The sequence below is a fragment of the Flavobacterium sp. KACC 22758 genome (assembly GCF_028736135.1).
In the GTDB taxonomy this organism is placed as follows: Bacteria; Bacteroidota; Bacteroidia; order Flavobacteriales; family Flavobacteriaceae; genus Flavobacterium; species Flavobacterium johnsoniae.
Genome location: NZ_CP117878.1, coordinates 3,869,033 through 3,884,313, shown reverse-complemented (window position 1 = coordinate 3,884,313; position 15,281 = coordinate 3,869,033). Strand labels below are relative to the sequence as shown.

Below are 15,281 nucleotides of genomic sequence, written 5' to 3'. Positions count from 1 at the left end.
TTATCTAAAACAGTTTAAATTACTGGTATAAATTTGGAAATTTAGAAGGATTAACTTCATTCATTATGCTGTACACTTTCTCAAAAATATCTTCGGCAGAAGGTTTAGAGAAATAATCGCCGTCAGTTCCATAAGCAGGTCTGTGGGCTTTTGCAGCAAGAGTCTGCGGTTTGCTGTCAAGATATTTGTAAGCATCTTGTTCTTCTAAAATCTGTTGTAATATGTATGCTGAAGCACCGCCTGGAACATCTTCGTCGATTACTAAAAGACGATTTGTTTTTGCGATACTTTTTACAATATCTTTATTAACATCAAACGGAAGTAAAGACTGAATGTCAATAATTTCACAGTCGATTCCTAGATCTAATAACTCAGTTGCTGCCTGCTGAACCAGTCTTAAAGTCGATCCGTAAGAAACTAAAGTAATATCTGCACCTTCTTTTAAAGTTTCAACCACACCAATCGGCGTTTTGAATTCACCAAAATTTAAAGGTGTTTTTTCTTTTAAACGGTAACCATTTAAACATTCAATTACTAAAGCAGGTTCATCGCACTCTAAAAGAGTATTGTAAAATCCTGCAGCTTGTGTCATGTCTCTTGGAACCAAAACATGAATTCCGCGGATAGCGTTTATAATCATTCCCATTGGAGAACCAGAATGCCAGATACCTTCTAAACGGTGTCCGCGTGTTCTGATAATTAATGGTGCTTTTTGTTTTCCAACAGTTCTGTATTGTAAAGTAGCCAAATCATCACTCATGATTTGAATCGCGTACAATAAATAATCTAAATACTGGATTTCAGCAATTGGACGCAGACCTCTCAAAGCCATTCCAATTCCCTGACCAATAATGGTTGCTTCACGAATTCCGACATCGGCAACACGAAGTTCTCCGTATTTTTCCTGCATGCCTTCAAGTCCTTGATTTACGTCGCCAATGTTTCCAACATCTTCGCCAAAAATCAATAATTCAGGATATTTATTGAATAAAGCATCAAAATTATCACGAATTACCATTCTTCCGTCTAAGTCCGGTTTTGCATTTTCAGCATATTTAGGAAGTACTTTTTGTACAGAAAATACATTTTGTGCTGATTCTGAATGCAGGTTGCTGCTGAATTTTTCCTGAGTTGCTTCAATAAAATTCGTAATCCAGTTTGACAGAATAACTTTGCTGTTTGGCACTTCTATAAAGCGAAGAATTTTACGGGCATAAACCAGTAATTCTTTCTTTAAAGGCGCTTTAATAGCTTTTAATTCTGAAATATATTTTCTAATTCTTTCTTTATGGTTGATGCTGGCTTCAGCAATCTGCTCCAATAAATCTAAAAGATTATTTTGTTCTTCTATAATTGGATTAATAAAATCGTTCCAAGCCTGTTTTTTAGCTTCAAGAACTTCTTTTTTTAATTCAGCGTCAAGTTCTGCTAATTCTTCCGGAGAGGCAATATTGATGGCAATCATCCATAAACGCATTTGACGGATACAGTCAAAATCTCTTTCCCAGGCAAGTCTTTCAGCACTTTTGTAACGTTCGTGAGAACCAGAAGTTGAGTGGCCTTGCGGCTGTGTCAATTCGTTTACGTGAATTAAAACTGGAATATGTTCTTCGCGTGCAACGGCACCGGCTCTTTCGTAAGTCGAAACCAACTCGGCATAATCCCATCCTTTAACTCTAAAGATTTCATATCCTTTAGAATCTTCATCACGCTGATAACCTTTAAGTATTTCAGAAATATTTTCTTTTGTTGTCTGGTGTTTTGCATGGACCGAAATTCCGTATTCATCATCCCAAACGCTCATTACCATCGGAACTTGTAAAACTCCGGCAGCATTTATGGTTTCAAAGAACAATCCTTCAGAAGTACTTGCATTTCCTATTGTTCCCCACGCAACTTCATTTCCGTTTACAGTAAATTTGTCTTTGATTTTTATTCCGTCAACATTTCTGTAAATCTTTGATGCCTGAGCTAATCCCAATAATCTTGGCATTTGTCCTGCAGTAGGTGATATATCTGAACTTGAATTTTTTTGTTTTGTCAAATCTTTCCAGGATCCGTCTTCATTTAAACTGTGCGTTACAAAGTGTCCGCCCATTTGCCTTCCGGCAGACATTGGATCATAATTTAAATCGGTGTGGCCGTATAAACCTGCAAAAAATTGTTTTGCGTTTAATTCGCCAATCGCCATCATAAAGGTTTGATCACGATAATATCCAGAACGAAAATCCCCATCTTTAAAGGCTTTTGCCATAGCAAGCTGCGGCACTTCTTTTCCGTCTCCAAAAATCCCGAATTTAGCTTTTCCTGTTAATACCTCTTTACGGCCTAATAAGCTGCATTCACGGCTTGTTACGGCAATTCTGTAATCATTCAGGACCTCAGTTCTGAAATCTTCAAAGGTTAAAGTAGTATTGCTTTTTTCTGTTATCATAATCTTGTAGGGGTCATGTTGAGTCTGCGAAATTACTTAAAAACAATCAATAATCATAATTCTTTAAAATAAATATAATTCAATTATTTGTATTTAAAACCAAAAAACTATGTATTTTATTTGTGTTATTTTTATTGTTTTTATTCTTTTTCTGATAATTATTTATGTTTTTGATTAAAATTTATTCAATTAAAACCATTTTCGAGTGAAAAGAGTGACTAATGTTTTAGGAGAAAAAGTTATCACAAATCTAATTTTTTCGTTGTATTTATTTTGTGATATTTCCCATCCGTTATTTGAGTAAACCGGAAAATAAAGCTCAAAATAATCAGGAACAAGGTTTAAGCGTATGCCGCTGTCGTAAGCAAAATACTCTGTTTGATGTTTATTTTTTAAAAAACCAGCATCGCCATAAACTTCAATCCAGTTCCATAATGCGTAACTGGCATTTACAGTCGCCATCCATTGATTTGCAAATGCAGGGTTCAGCTTAGATTTAAAACCTCCTTCGGCAATTACATACTGCTGGCTGAAAATACCTGTAGTTTCTGATCTTCCCAGAATATTGTAATCAAATAAATAATCAGTCGGTTTGTCTAAACCAAAACTAAAATAATCTGAATTTGTTGTGTTGTAAATAAAACTTCCGGCAAATACTCTCAGGTTTAACTTTCTGTTGTTTTCAAATAATCTTCTGTATTCTACTTCTGCGGAGACTTTACCAAAACCACTTGAAAACTGAACATCGGTCATAAAATTAAAATGATCGACCAATTCTGTTTTAGTATTTGCATACCGCGCATTGAAAATAGAATAATTTGGTTTTGAATTGTCTGTAATAAATTCGCTTGCCTCACGATTTACAATTACCTGACGAAACATAATAAGCTGTTTCCTGTTGTCTCTAAAATTCTCCTCACGAATTCGAAATTGCACCATAGGATTCAGTCTCAAATACGTTGCATCCGGCGCATAATGGAAATAGTTCTGGCTTAGAGAATATCTTACATTATATAAAGTACTGTTTCGATAATACTGACTCCATGCAAAAGCAGAAGAACCAGATAATGTTCCGGCTTTTAAAGAATAAGCAGGATTAATATCAAACGTAAACGGTTTATCTAAAATGGTTTTGTTATGAAAACGTACTCCGGGCGTAAAACCGTCGTAGTAATTATAGGTGAGGGTTGGTATATATAAAATCTGATTGTAATAAGGATCTTCTAAATCTTTTGCAAAATTAAATTTGATTGGGCGATTTGTGATTACCAAGCTTTTTAATGATTTCCAGTTGTTTCTTTGATTGAATTCCGGAACTTCGTTATCGTAATTGATAACTAATTTATCAGCATTTTTTCGGCTGAACTGGTAAACAGAATCTGGTTGTTTCGGTTCAATCCATTCTTTAAAAACAATTTTATTTTTTTTAAGGCCGTAAACAGGAATAGGCGCGTAAATGTCAGTTTTGCTTTTTATTGAAAACTGAACGCTGTCGGCAGTTCTCGATACATTTGTAAATTTATAATCTATAATTTCTCTGGAATCAATTATGGTATTAAAGAACCAATCGAGATTTTTAGAGCTTTTTTTAATTAGGATTTTTTCAAAATCATAACGATTTGTCTGCTGTGACTTATTAAGATTGTAAAATTCCTGAACACTTTCAGGAACAATATTATGGTTCAAGTAATCGTCTAAATAACTTAAGCTTAAACCAGCGCGGTATTTGCTCGCAATCTGCTCGTTAAATTTTATTAAAGTATTTTTTGGATCGCCAAGCGGCTGATCCAGATTTTTACGTGCCATAAGCATATAATAATAGCTGTATTGCTCGTTAAAAGTCAAATTGGTGATATTGTAACTTTTAAAAAGTTTCATTCTCGAAAGTCTGCCCAGCATTTTTTCATCTAAATGATATTCTTCCATGTATTTCATCATGGCATAGATCTGGATTCCGTCATAAACCCAATTGTCTTTTCGTGGGTCAAGGCGGAGGGAGTTTTTTAGATAATTGTTGAGATAGGTTTTGAAAAAAGTAATTTCAAACATAAACTCATCAGAAAACGGACTAATTATAGAAGGAAGCTGATTTAGTCCATAAAAAGGATTTCGTTCATAATCTGCCTGCGAAACTGTGATTTTTTCATGCGGATATTTCCCGATAAATTCATTCGCAAACGCAGCAACGCGATTAATTACAATTGCTTTTTGAATCTCGGTTATTTTCTTGTTTTTCAAGTCAGTTAAAACCTCAATTGTCCCGTTGTTATAACTTCTAAAATTGTTTTGTTTTTCAATAAACAAATTAAAATCAGTTCTGTTATTTCCTGCAAACGAATAGGTGCTGTAAGCAGCATTAGTGCTGTCTTTTGAAACCGAATTTAAATCGGTTATGATAGAGTAATTGTTTGGGACTTTTATTTCAAGTTCATAATCAGCTTCGGCATTTGGAATATCGTCAAGATTAAAGTTGTTGTATTTTACAAAATCATGATTTTCAAAGCGGGCAGGGGTCAGGAACCAGTTTTTTAAGTTCATCCCGTTTTGGTCAAATCCATAATGGGTAAATTTATCACTTGGAATTTTTGAAATGTAGGTAATATGCAGATCAATTTGTTCGCCAGGGAGAAGTTTTTTATTCAGCCGTACAATGATAAAATCAGGATTTTTCTCTGTTCTTTCCCACTCAAGAGCGGTAAAGTTTGAATCGGTCAGATTTAAAATTGTAGTGTTTCCTTTTTCTACAGTTTTTGCCAAATGAAAACCGCGATAAAATTCATCAGAAAAACGTTTTGCCAAAGGTGTATTTCTATCTGAAAAAGCATTGTTCCAGTCGTTAAAAACAATTGAAACCAAAGTATCGTTTGAAGTATTTAAATAGGTAATGTCCTGTTTTACGTTTAGTGTTTTGAGTTCAAGATTAACCGCCACTTCCATCTTAGACTGATGTTGTGCATATTGCTTTATTGAATTGAATAAAGCAAAGATTATGATTATAATTTTATAGAATGATTTCAAGAATTGGCTTAAAATTATATATACCTTAAGTTACGTGTGTAAAGCTGTTTTGGTTTTTGTAAAAATAGCATAAAAAAAGCTGTTTAAAAAAACAGCTTTCATTTTTTGTGATAATATGTGATTTAATTTTAAAAGTTTGGGCTTAAATCGTATTTCTTGTAGAATTTATCTAAAACATCAACTACTTCATCTTCAGTGTCTACGATCTTAAATAAGTTTAAATCTTCCGGGCTTACAGTATGCATTTTTTCTACCAAAACTGTTTTTACCCATTCGATTAAACCAGACCAAAATTCTACACCAACTAATATAATTGGGAATTTTCCAATTTTCTTGGTTTGAATTAAAGTGATGGCTTCGAACATTTCATCAAGTGTTCCAAAGCCTCCCGGCATAACCACAAAGCCTTGTGAATATTTTACGAACATTACTTTTCTCACAAAGAAATAATCGAAATTCAGGTTTTTATCGTGGTCAATATAAGGGTTAAAATGCTGTTCAAAAGGTAGTTCGATGTTTAAACCAACAGACGTTCCGCCTCCCATATGTGCACCTTTATTTCCAGCTTCCATAATTCCCGGGCCTCCTCCCGTAATTACGCCATAGCCGGCTTTACTGATTTTAAAAGCAATTTTTTCTGCCAGTAAATAATATTTATCGTCTGGTTTTGTTCTCGCAGATCCAAAAATAGATACACAAGGACCAATACGCCCCATACTTTCGTAACCGTTTACAAACTCAGACATGATTTTAAAAATCGCCCAGCTGTCATTGGTTCTAATTTCATTCCAGGTTTTTTGTTTTAAACTGTCCTGGATTACTTTGTCCTCATCATTATCAAAATCTTCTAATCTCATTTTAGGTATTTTAATTATCTATATTTTTATTTAAGCTGTCGTTGCAATGATATATCTAGGTCATTTGTTTTCAAACAAACAATTTGGTTTATCTGAAAAAAAACTTTTCTTAAAAATTTGAATTTTTTTAAAAAAGCGGATACTAAATTAACTCTTTTTTCTAGAATTGTTACAAAAAAGAAAATTTATAATCTAAAAGTAATGTTGAGATAATGGTTAGGAATGATTCTGTATTCATTATCAGGCGATTATTAAGAAAGTAAAGTTTTATATTTTATTTTGCTGTTCTGGAATTCCAAATTTGAGGATTTCTGCTATTATGAAATATGGTAAAAATTTCTATTAAATAAGATTCTTCATTAATTGTATAATGAATCATGAAAGGAAACTTTTTTTACAAGCATACAACGAACTTCTTTGTATCGAATAGTACAAATGTAAGGTTGAGTTTTTAAAGAATTGATTTGAGATTTAACTTGTTTATGAAAACGTAAGCCTAAATTTTCTAATTGATCATTATACCAAATAACAATTTCACGAAGATCGTTTAAAGCATCTTCATCAATTTTAATTTTGTACATTATCTGGAATTATTGAATTGGCAAATCTGAAACATCATCCCAATCTAACATTCTCTCAGGTGAAGCTTTGCTTTTTTCAATTCTATTTAAAACAATTTTTTGATGTTCAGAAGGAATTTCGATATCATCTTTCCAAATTTCATCATTAAGTTTTAATTTTTCAGAAGGAGATAATTGCTTTACTACTTTTAGTAACTCTTTAAAATCTAAATCTACTTTTAAACTTAAGCCGTTCATAATGATATTTTTATAAATAGTTAAACTACTAGTTTTACTAATCCAATACTAAATTAACTCTTTTTTCAAAAACTTAGCCGTATAGCTTTTTTTATTTTTGGCTACTTCTTCCGGTGTTCCTTTGGCAATTAATTGTCCGCCGCCTTTTCCGCCTTCAGGTCCAATATCGATAATATAATCGGCAAGTTTAATAACATCCATATTGTGCTCAATAACCAGAATTGTATTTCCTTTATCAACCAATTTATTGATTACGTCCATTAAAACGCGAATATCTTCAAAGTGTAATCCGGTTGTAGGTTCGTCCAGAATATAAAACGTATTTCCGGTATCTTTTTTAGACAATTCTCCTGCTAGTTTAATACGTTGTGCTTCACCTCCAGAAAGCGTTGTACTTTGCTGTCCTAGTGTAATATATCCTAAACCAACATCTTGAATTGTTTTTACTTTTCTGTAAATCTTCGGAATATTTTCAAAAAACGGAACCGCCTCGTCAACCGTCATGTCCAAAACATCCGAGATTGATTTTCCTTTGTATCGAATTTCAAGTGTTTCTCTGTTAAAACGTTTTCCCTGACACGTTTCGCATTCTACATAAACGTCTGGTAAAAAGTTCATTTCGATTGTTCTAACTCCAGAACCTTCGCAGGTTTCGCAGCGTCCGCCTTTTACGTTAAAACTGAAACGTCCGGCTTTGTAACCGCGAATCATACTTTCAGAAGTCATTGTGAACAAGTTTCTGATTTCTGTAAAAACTTCGGTATAAGTTGCTGGATTTGAACGCGGTGTTCTTCCAATCGGACTTTGGTCAATATCTATAACTTTATCTATATGTTCTAAACCTTCAATTTTTTTATAAGGCTGTGGTTTTTTTACGCCATTAAAGTAATAAGCGTTTAAAATAGGGTAGAGCGTTTCGTTGATCAAAGTCGATTTTCCGCTTCCTGAAACTCCTGTAACACAAATTAACTGGCCTAAAGGTATTTCGATAGAAACATTTTTAAGGTTGTTTCCTGTTGCTCCGGTTAGTTTTAAGAATTTTCCATTTCCTTTGCGGCGTTCTTTCGGAATCTCTAATTTCATTTTACCATTCAAATATTGAGCGGTAATAGTATCTGATTTTAAAGTTTCTGCAGGAGTTCCAATACTAATGATTTCTCCTCCATATTTTCCGGCTTTTGGACCAATATCAATTACATAATCTGCTGTTTCAATCATGTCTTTATCGTGTTCTACCACAATAACAGAATTCCCAATATCACGTAATTGTTCAAGTGAATGAATTAGTTTTTCATTGTCTCTTTGGTGTAAACCAATACTTGGCTCATCTAAAATATAAAGCACACCAACTAATTGTGAACCAATTTGGGTTGCCAGACGAATACGCTGTGCTTCCCCTCCTGAAAGCGATTTTGAACTTCGGCTTAAAGCCAGATAGTTTAAACCAACGTTCATTAAAAAGTTCAAACGGTCTTTAATTTCTTTAACAACTTCAGAGGCAATCAAAAGCTGTTTGTCGGTTAGGTGGCTGTTTAAATCATGGAACCATGCAGTTAAATCTGAAATATCCATATCACACAATTCAGTGATATTTTTTTCATTTACTCTAAAAAATAAAGCTTCTTTTTTAAGGCGTGAACCTTCACAGACCGGACATGGAATTTCGTCCATAAAATCTTTTGCCCAGCGTTTTATGCTGGTTGTTGCGCTTTCATCATATTGATTTTTGATGAAGTTTGAAATTCCTTCGAAATCAATTTTATAATCGCGGGTAACACCAAGATCTTTAGAACTTACAGTAAATTTATCTTTTCCGCCATGCAGAATCATGGTCATGGCTTCTTCAGGAATTTTCTCGATTGGATCTGTAATTTTAAATCCAAATTTCTCACCTATGGTTTCTAACTGTTTGAAAATCCATGATGATTTGTATTCGCCAAGCGGAGCCAAACCACCGCTTTTAATCGATAATTTAGGATTTGGAATTATTTTTTTAACATTAATTTCGTGTACAGTTCCTAATCCGTTACAATGCGGACAGGCGCCTTTTGGAGAGTTAAAAGAAAATAAATTCGGTTCTGGATTTTGATAGGATATACCGGTTGAAGGACACATTAAGTTTCGGCTGAAATAGCGTACTTCATTTGAATCCTGATCTAAAATCATCAATACGTTTTCACCGTGATGCATAGCAGTATTGATACTTTCTGCTAATCGTTTTTGATTATCCGGATTATCTTCAATAACCATTCGGTCCACAACGATTTCAATATCATGTGTTTTATAACGATCCAGTTTCATTCCGGCTGTTAAATCCTGAACTTCTCCATTTACGCGGACTTTCAGAAATCCTTGTTTTGTAATTTGCTGGAATAATTCGGCATAATGACCTTTACGGGCCTTAATTACAGGTGCCAGTATATTAATTCGTTTTCCGTTATAATCCTGAATAATCAAATCTTTAATTTGTTCATCAGAATATGAAACCATTTTTTCGCCTGTGTTGTAACTGTAAGCGTCTGCACCACGGGCATATAAAAGTCTTAAGAAATCGTATATTTCAGTAATGGTTCCAACGGTTGAACGCGGACTTTTACTGGTAGTTTTTTGTTCTATGGCAATAACGGGAGAAAGTCCGTCGATTTTATCAACATCTGGACGTTCTAAACCGCCAAGGAATTGTCTGGCATAAGCCGAAAAAGTTTCAACATAACGACGCTGGCCTTCGGCATAAATAGTGTCAAATGCCAAAGATGATTTTCCCGAACCTGATAAACCGGTAATTACCACCAGTTTTTCACGCGGAATTGAAATATCGATATTTTTTAGATTATGAACTCTTGCGCCAAGAACTTCAATAGTGTTGTCTTTATCTAGCATAAAAATAAGCAAAACGCAAAGTTACCACTTTGATTTGTTCTTTTTGTACTCGAATGCAAAAGTTTATGTTACAATTAATAACAAATTAACGCTAGTTTAGAACTAGCGTTTTCTTTTTCTTGTGGCCATATATTCTTCAATGGCTTCTTTGGTTGTGTACCAGTTTCGGCCTTCTTTATAAGCATCTATTTTTCCTGTTCTGGCCAATAAGCTAACATATTCCTGACCATATGGTGATTCTGGCTCGCTTACGATATTTTGTATAGGCTGATAATCGTAAGTGCTTCCGGGCATTGCATTTAAATAAATATTGAGTGTACGCTCAAGTGCCTGACACATCAAAAGCGTTAGTTTTTGGTAATTGCCATTATTGGCTTGATTTAATGCTTCGTAATACTTTTTTCTATCGTTTTTTAAAATAATAGCCGGAGGAAAGCCACAACGCATTAATAATAAATTCATACTTAAACGAACTGTACGGCCGTTTCCATCAAAAAAAGGATGAATCCAGACTAATTTATGATGGTAAATTGTTGACAGTTCAATATCATTTAAACCTAATGGATTTGTATTGATAAAGTCAATTAATTCATCTAGATAATCTGAAACTTTATTAGCATTTGGAGGCATAAAATTCGCCCCTGAAATACGAACACCTCCGTTTCTAATGCGGCCAGCAAAATCATCTTCAATGGAACGTAAAACTAAACCATGAATAGAAAGAATATCAATACTTCTAAGTTTGTAATTATCATCAACAATTGAATATAAATAGTCAATTGCTTTGTCGTGATTATGGGTTTCAAAATGCTCTCGAAGTGATTTCCCTTTTATGGTAATTCCTTCCTGGATAACCATTTGGGTTTCACGTAAGCTCATTGTATTTCCTTCAATACTATTTGAATTGTAAGTCCATTCGAGAGATAAACTTTCGCGGATTTTATGTAAAGCAATATTAGGCAGTGGTCTGCTGGTTTGCAGTTCCTGTCTTTTTTGGTACAATCGATCAAAAGTTGATTGAAATTCGTCTCGGTATGTTAAGTCAATATTCCACATAATCCTACAAATTTACTTCATAATATCGGATATAGCAAATTTTTAACTTATCCGATATTAAGCTTATTCTATTGTCATAGAACGAAGTTTCATTCTGTAGGCTTCAAGTGCAATAGATTTTGAAATGATGCCAAAGTATTTGTCATTTCGCAGTACAGGAAGAAAAGCTGATTTTGATCTTTCGAATTTGGTCATTACAATTTCCATGCTGTCATTTGAAGAAATGGTTGCTGCAGGCGTTTTCATTACGTCTTTAATTAACGTATATTTTACGCGGTAAGCATTAAAAATGATTTCGCGGATATCATTAAAATGTACAATTCCAACAAGATCTCTATCATTGTTTACAACAGCAAAAACAACCTGATTAGAATGTGAAATAAGGTCAACTAATTTGCTCAAATGATCTTCTGGGGAAACAGTTAAATAATCCGTTTGGATAATCGTATCAATATCCAGAGTCGATAGAATATTAGAATCTTTATTACTGGTAAAAGCGTGCCCTTTTTTCGCAAGATTTTTTACGTCAAGCGAATATTTTTCAAAACGTTTAGAAATAGCAAAACTGATTGAGGAAACAATCATAAGCGGAATCATCAAGCCGTAACCTCCTGTAATTTCAGCAATAAGGAATATTGCTGTTAATGGTGCATGAAATAATCCGCTAAGGATTCCAGCCATTCCAACCATTGTAAAATTAGTAATAGGCAGTTTTGATAAACCAGTAAGGGTAACAAGTTTTGAAAAGAAATATCCTAAATAAGATCCTAAAAACAGGGAAGGAGCAAAATTACCTCCATTTCCGCCGCTTCCAAGCGTAAGTCCGGATGCAAAGACTTTTACCATCATTGTGCATCCAATAAAAAGCAGTAAAACCCAGTTGTTATTTCTCCATGTGGCAAATAAAGTATTGTCTAACAATTGTCCGGGATCACTTTCAGATAATGTTTTGATGCTTTCGTATCCTTCACCAAAAAGAGTTGGGAAAATAAAAATAAGAAGTGCTAAAAGCGAAGAACCAATCAGGGCTTTTTTATAAGGTCCCATTTTTAGTTCTGAGAAATAATGTTCTACCCTTTGAAAATTTCGGGCGTAATAAACAGCCATAAAACCAGTTATTAAGCCTAAAATTACGTAAAAAGGAATATTATGATAATCAAAAGTTTCTTGTTTTTTAAAAGATAAAAGAATGCTTTCGTCTAATACAATTGCCGATACCAAAGCACCCGTCGCCGCCGAAATCATAATAGGTGTAAAAGCCGATATGCTGACGTCTACCAATAAAACTTCAATAGCAAAAAGAACTCCTGCAATTGGGGCGTTAAATGCTGCTGAGATTCCAGCTGCCACACCACAGCCAATAAGTAAAGTACGGTCTTTATAAGCTAATTTATAGTTTTGTGCATAATTAGAACCAAAAGCGGCTCCTGTAATTACAATTGGACTTTCTAAACCTGCAGAACCTCCTAAACCAACAGTTAACGAGCTTGTTACAATTTGCGCGTACATTTGCTTTCTCGGAATTATACTTGCCTTTTTAGCAACTGCGTATAAAATTTGAGAAGTTCCTTTTTGAATCGATCCGTTTAGAACCTTTTTTACAACCAAAACCGTAAGCAGAATACCAATTATAGGCAGGATACTATTAATAAAACCTAATTTTAAAATTCCGCTTATATAAGTTGCAAAAGAAAAAACATTATGGGCAAAAGCTTTCAGGATAATTACTGCAAAAGAACAGGAAATACCCACTAAAACACTTGATAAAAAAATGAATTGTTTTGGTGTCAAAATAGATTGAGCCAAAGCAATAATACTTTCCAGTCGACGAAACAGTTTTTTTATCATTAGTATTTTAAAAAATTACGGAGAATGCAAATTTAACTCTAAACATTCGTTTTTATCAAATTTTTCTACTTAAATCTTTTGAATTTAAAATCCAGCCGCTTTGTCATCGCCTCTAAAATCGGCACCTCCTTCAAGTGTGTTGTCAGGATAAACCAGAATTGCATCTACTTTTCCAATTACAGGCGTTGTTTTTTCGTTAATTAAATATCCTTTAGATTTTAAGCCTTCCAGCGTTTTATTATCGAAAGTATCAGGTTCAAAAGTTATAAGATCGGGAAGCCATTGATGATGAAAACGTGGTGCATTTACAGCATCCTGCATACTTAAATTGTATTCGTAAACATTTAAAATAGTCTGAAGCACCGATGTGATAATAGTCGATCCGCCTGGTGAACCGACTACCATAAATAATTTTCCGTTTTTTTCTACAATAGTTGGAGTCATGGAGCTCAGCATTCTTTTTTGAGGTGCAATACTGTTGGCTTCATTTCCAACTAATCCAAACATATTTGGAGAGCCTGGTTTTGCGCTGAAATCATCCATTTCGTTATTTAAAAAGAAGCCTAATTCATCGCAGTAATATTTTGAACCAAAACCGTCGTTGATGGTTGTTGTGGCAGCAACCGCATTTCCAAACTGATCTACAATAGAGTAATGCGTAGTTTCGGTGCTTTCGTTATAGGTTACTTTTCCTTCTTTTATGTCTGATGATAAAGTAGCTTTTTCTGAATCAAAATTTGACATTCTTTCTTTTAAATATGAATCTGATAAAAGTCCTTTAATTGGAATTTTTACAAAATCTGGATCGCCTAAAAACTGGCTTCTGTCTGCATAAGCTCTTCTTTCTGCTTCTACAATTACCTGAATGGATTGTTCAGAATTATGTCCCATTTTAGACAAATAAAAAGGAGAAATCATTTTCATGATCTGAGCCAGACAAATACCGCCGCTGCTTGGAGGCGCCATCGATGTTACTTTCAAATCTTTATAATCAAACTGTAATGGATTTCTCCATTTTGCTTCATAAGATGCTAAATCTTTCAGAGTGATAATACCGCCTTTTTTCTTTAGATAATCTACCAAAACCTGAGCGGTTTTACCTTTATAAAACTCGTCTTTTCCGTTTTTTGAAATTCGCTTTAAAGTGCTGGCAAGAGCCGGATATTTAATCGTATCGCCTTCTTGAAATTTTCCTGCCATTAATGTATTGGGCCCATTTGCTTTTACTATGGCATCGTGATAAGCTTCTAATTGTTTTTGTTGTTTTTTGGTTACAACAACACCTTTTTCTGCAAGGGCAATTACAGGTTTTAAAATTTCTGACATTGGCAGAGATCCCAGCTTTTTCTGAACTGCAAAAACTCCGGCAATAGTTCCCGGAACACCAATCGCTAAAGGCGATTCTGTACTTTTGCCTTTTATTACATTTCCTTCTTTATCCAGAAACATATTTTTTGTTGCAGCAAGAGGTGCTTTTTCGCGATAATCCAAACTGCCCACTTCGCCGTTTGCTTTTCTGTAAACCATAAAGCCGCCTCCGCCAAGATTTCCAGCGTATGGATATGCTACTGCAAGTGCCAGCTCAGTTGCTGCCATAGCATCAAAAGCGTTACCGCCTTTTTTCATGATTTCAACGCCAATTTTTGAGGCTTCTTCGCGGGCTGAAACCACCATTGCTTTTGAGGCAAATAATCCTGTTGGTGGTGCCGTATGCTGTGCGAAACTATAAATTGAGATAAAATAAAATAGAAGTGAAATTTTTTTCATAATCGGTTTTATTTATAATGAGAGTAATTTTTGTTTGGTATGTAGTTGGAGATCTTCAAAAAACACAGTGAATTCCTGTTCAAATTCGTTATAAAATTCTTTTAATTCCTCGCTGGCAAACTGCATTTTTGAGATGTTTTTTGATCTTCTGTCCATCTGAGTTAAAATCTGGTGGATGCCATCGACGGTTTTATAACTTAAAAGCCAGTTTCTTTCGATCATATACGGCATTAAACCCTGCGTTTTTTCAGTTAAAATAGAATAATTTTCATGCAGGGAATTGTAAAACCGGTTAATGAAATCTTCGAGTTTTTCATCTGAATAATTTGTCCAGTTTTTGGCTAAAAAATGGTCGTAAACAATATCAACGATTACGCCTGAATAGTGATGGTATTTTTCGTGCAGTCTTTTTGTGCTTTGTCTGAAAATATCGTGCGAATCGGTATAAGTGTCAATAAAACGATGTAAAAGAATTCCTTTTTGAACATCATCAGGGAATTGTTCAAATTGTTTTCCGCGAATTCCATCGGCCATAAAATTGCCAATTTTAATTAAGTCATTTTCACCGGAAAGATATATGTGGGCTAAGAAATTCATTCTTTT

The 15,281-nt window shown here is 34.2% G+C and carries 10 protein-coding genes; all 10 read right to left on the bottom strand.

The features are described from left to right. Window positions 1-19: 19 nt before the first annotated feature. The 10 genes from PQ462_RS16160 to PQ462_RS16115 all read right to left on the bottom strand — a co-directional run bounded on the left by PQ462_RS16160 (window position 20) and on the right by PQ462_RS16115 (window position 15,275). Window positions 20-2,434: an alpha-ketoacid dehydrogenase subunit alpha/beta gene (locus PQ462_RS16160; RefSeq protein ID WP_274250772.1), complete on the bottom strand. Its 2,415-nt coding sequence runs from the start codon at window positions 2,432-2,434 to the stop codon at window positions 20-22. 189 nt (window positions 2,435-2,623) lie between these two features. Further along, on the bottom strand, window positions 2,624-5,371 hold the full coding sequence (locus PQ462_RS16155) for an aminopeptidase (RefSeq protein ID WP_274250771.1): 2,748 nt from the start codon (window positions 5,369-5,371) through the stop codon (window positions 2,624-2,626). Window positions 5,372-5,580: 209 nt separating this feature from the next. Then, on the bottom strand, window positions 5,581-6,309 hold the full coding sequence (locus tag PQ462_RS16150) for a TIGR00730 family Rossman fold protein (RefSeq protein WP_274250770.1): 729 nt from the start codon (window positions 6,307-6,309) through the stop codon (window positions 5,581-5,583). Between the two features lie 359 nt (window positions 6,310-6,668). Beyond that, complete coding sequence (locus PQ462_RS16145; RefSeq protein WP_274250769.1) at window positions 6,669-6,890, bottom strand: hypothetical protein; 222 nt, start codon at window positions 6,888-6,890, stop codon at window positions 6,669-6,671. Between the two features lie 9 nt (window positions 6,891-6,899). Next, window positions 6,900-7,127: an addiction module protein gene (locus PQ462_RS16140; protein ID WP_274250768.1), complete on the bottom strand. Its 228-nt coding sequence runs from the start codon at window positions 7,125-7,127 to the stop codon at window positions 6,900-6,902. Window positions 7,128-7,175: 48 nt separating this feature from the next. Further along, a complete protein-coding gene (gene uvrA / locus PQ462_RS16135; protein WP_274250767.1) occupies window positions 7,176-10,007 on the bottom strand; it encodes an excinuclease ABC subunit UvrA in 2,832 nt (943 codons plus the stop codon). Window positions 10,008-10,109: 102 nt separating this feature from the next. After that, the gene (locus PQ462_RS16130) at window positions 10,110-11,063 is read right to left on the bottom strand and encodes a Fic family protein (RefSeq protein WP_274250766.1); all 954 of its coding nucleotides are present in this window, start codon (window positions 11,061-11,063) and stop codon (window positions 10,110-10,112) included. A 63-nt stretch (window positions 11,064-11,126) separates the two neighbouring features. After that, window positions 11,127-12,911 (bottom strand): chloride channel protein, encoded by a 1,785-nt coding sequence (locus PQ462_RS16125; protein WP_012026472.1) that lies wholly within the window; start codon window positions 12,909-12,911, stop codon window positions 11,127-11,129. 84 nt (window positions 12,912-12,995) lie between these two features. Beyond that, window positions 12,996-14,678 (bottom strand): gamma-glutamyltransferase, encoded by a 1,683-nt coding sequence (gene ggt / locus PQ462_RS16120; RefSeq protein ID WP_274250765.1) that lies wholly within the window; start codon window positions 14,676-14,678, stop codon window positions 12,996-12,998. Between the two features lie 12 nt (window positions 14,679-14,690). Continuing rightward, a complete protein-coding gene (locus PQ462_RS16115; RefSeq protein WP_073410965.1) occupies window positions 14,691-15,275 on the bottom strand; it encodes an acyl carrier protein phosphodiesterase in 585 nt (194 codons plus the stop codon). Window positions 15,276-15,281 lie beyond the last annotated feature (6 nt).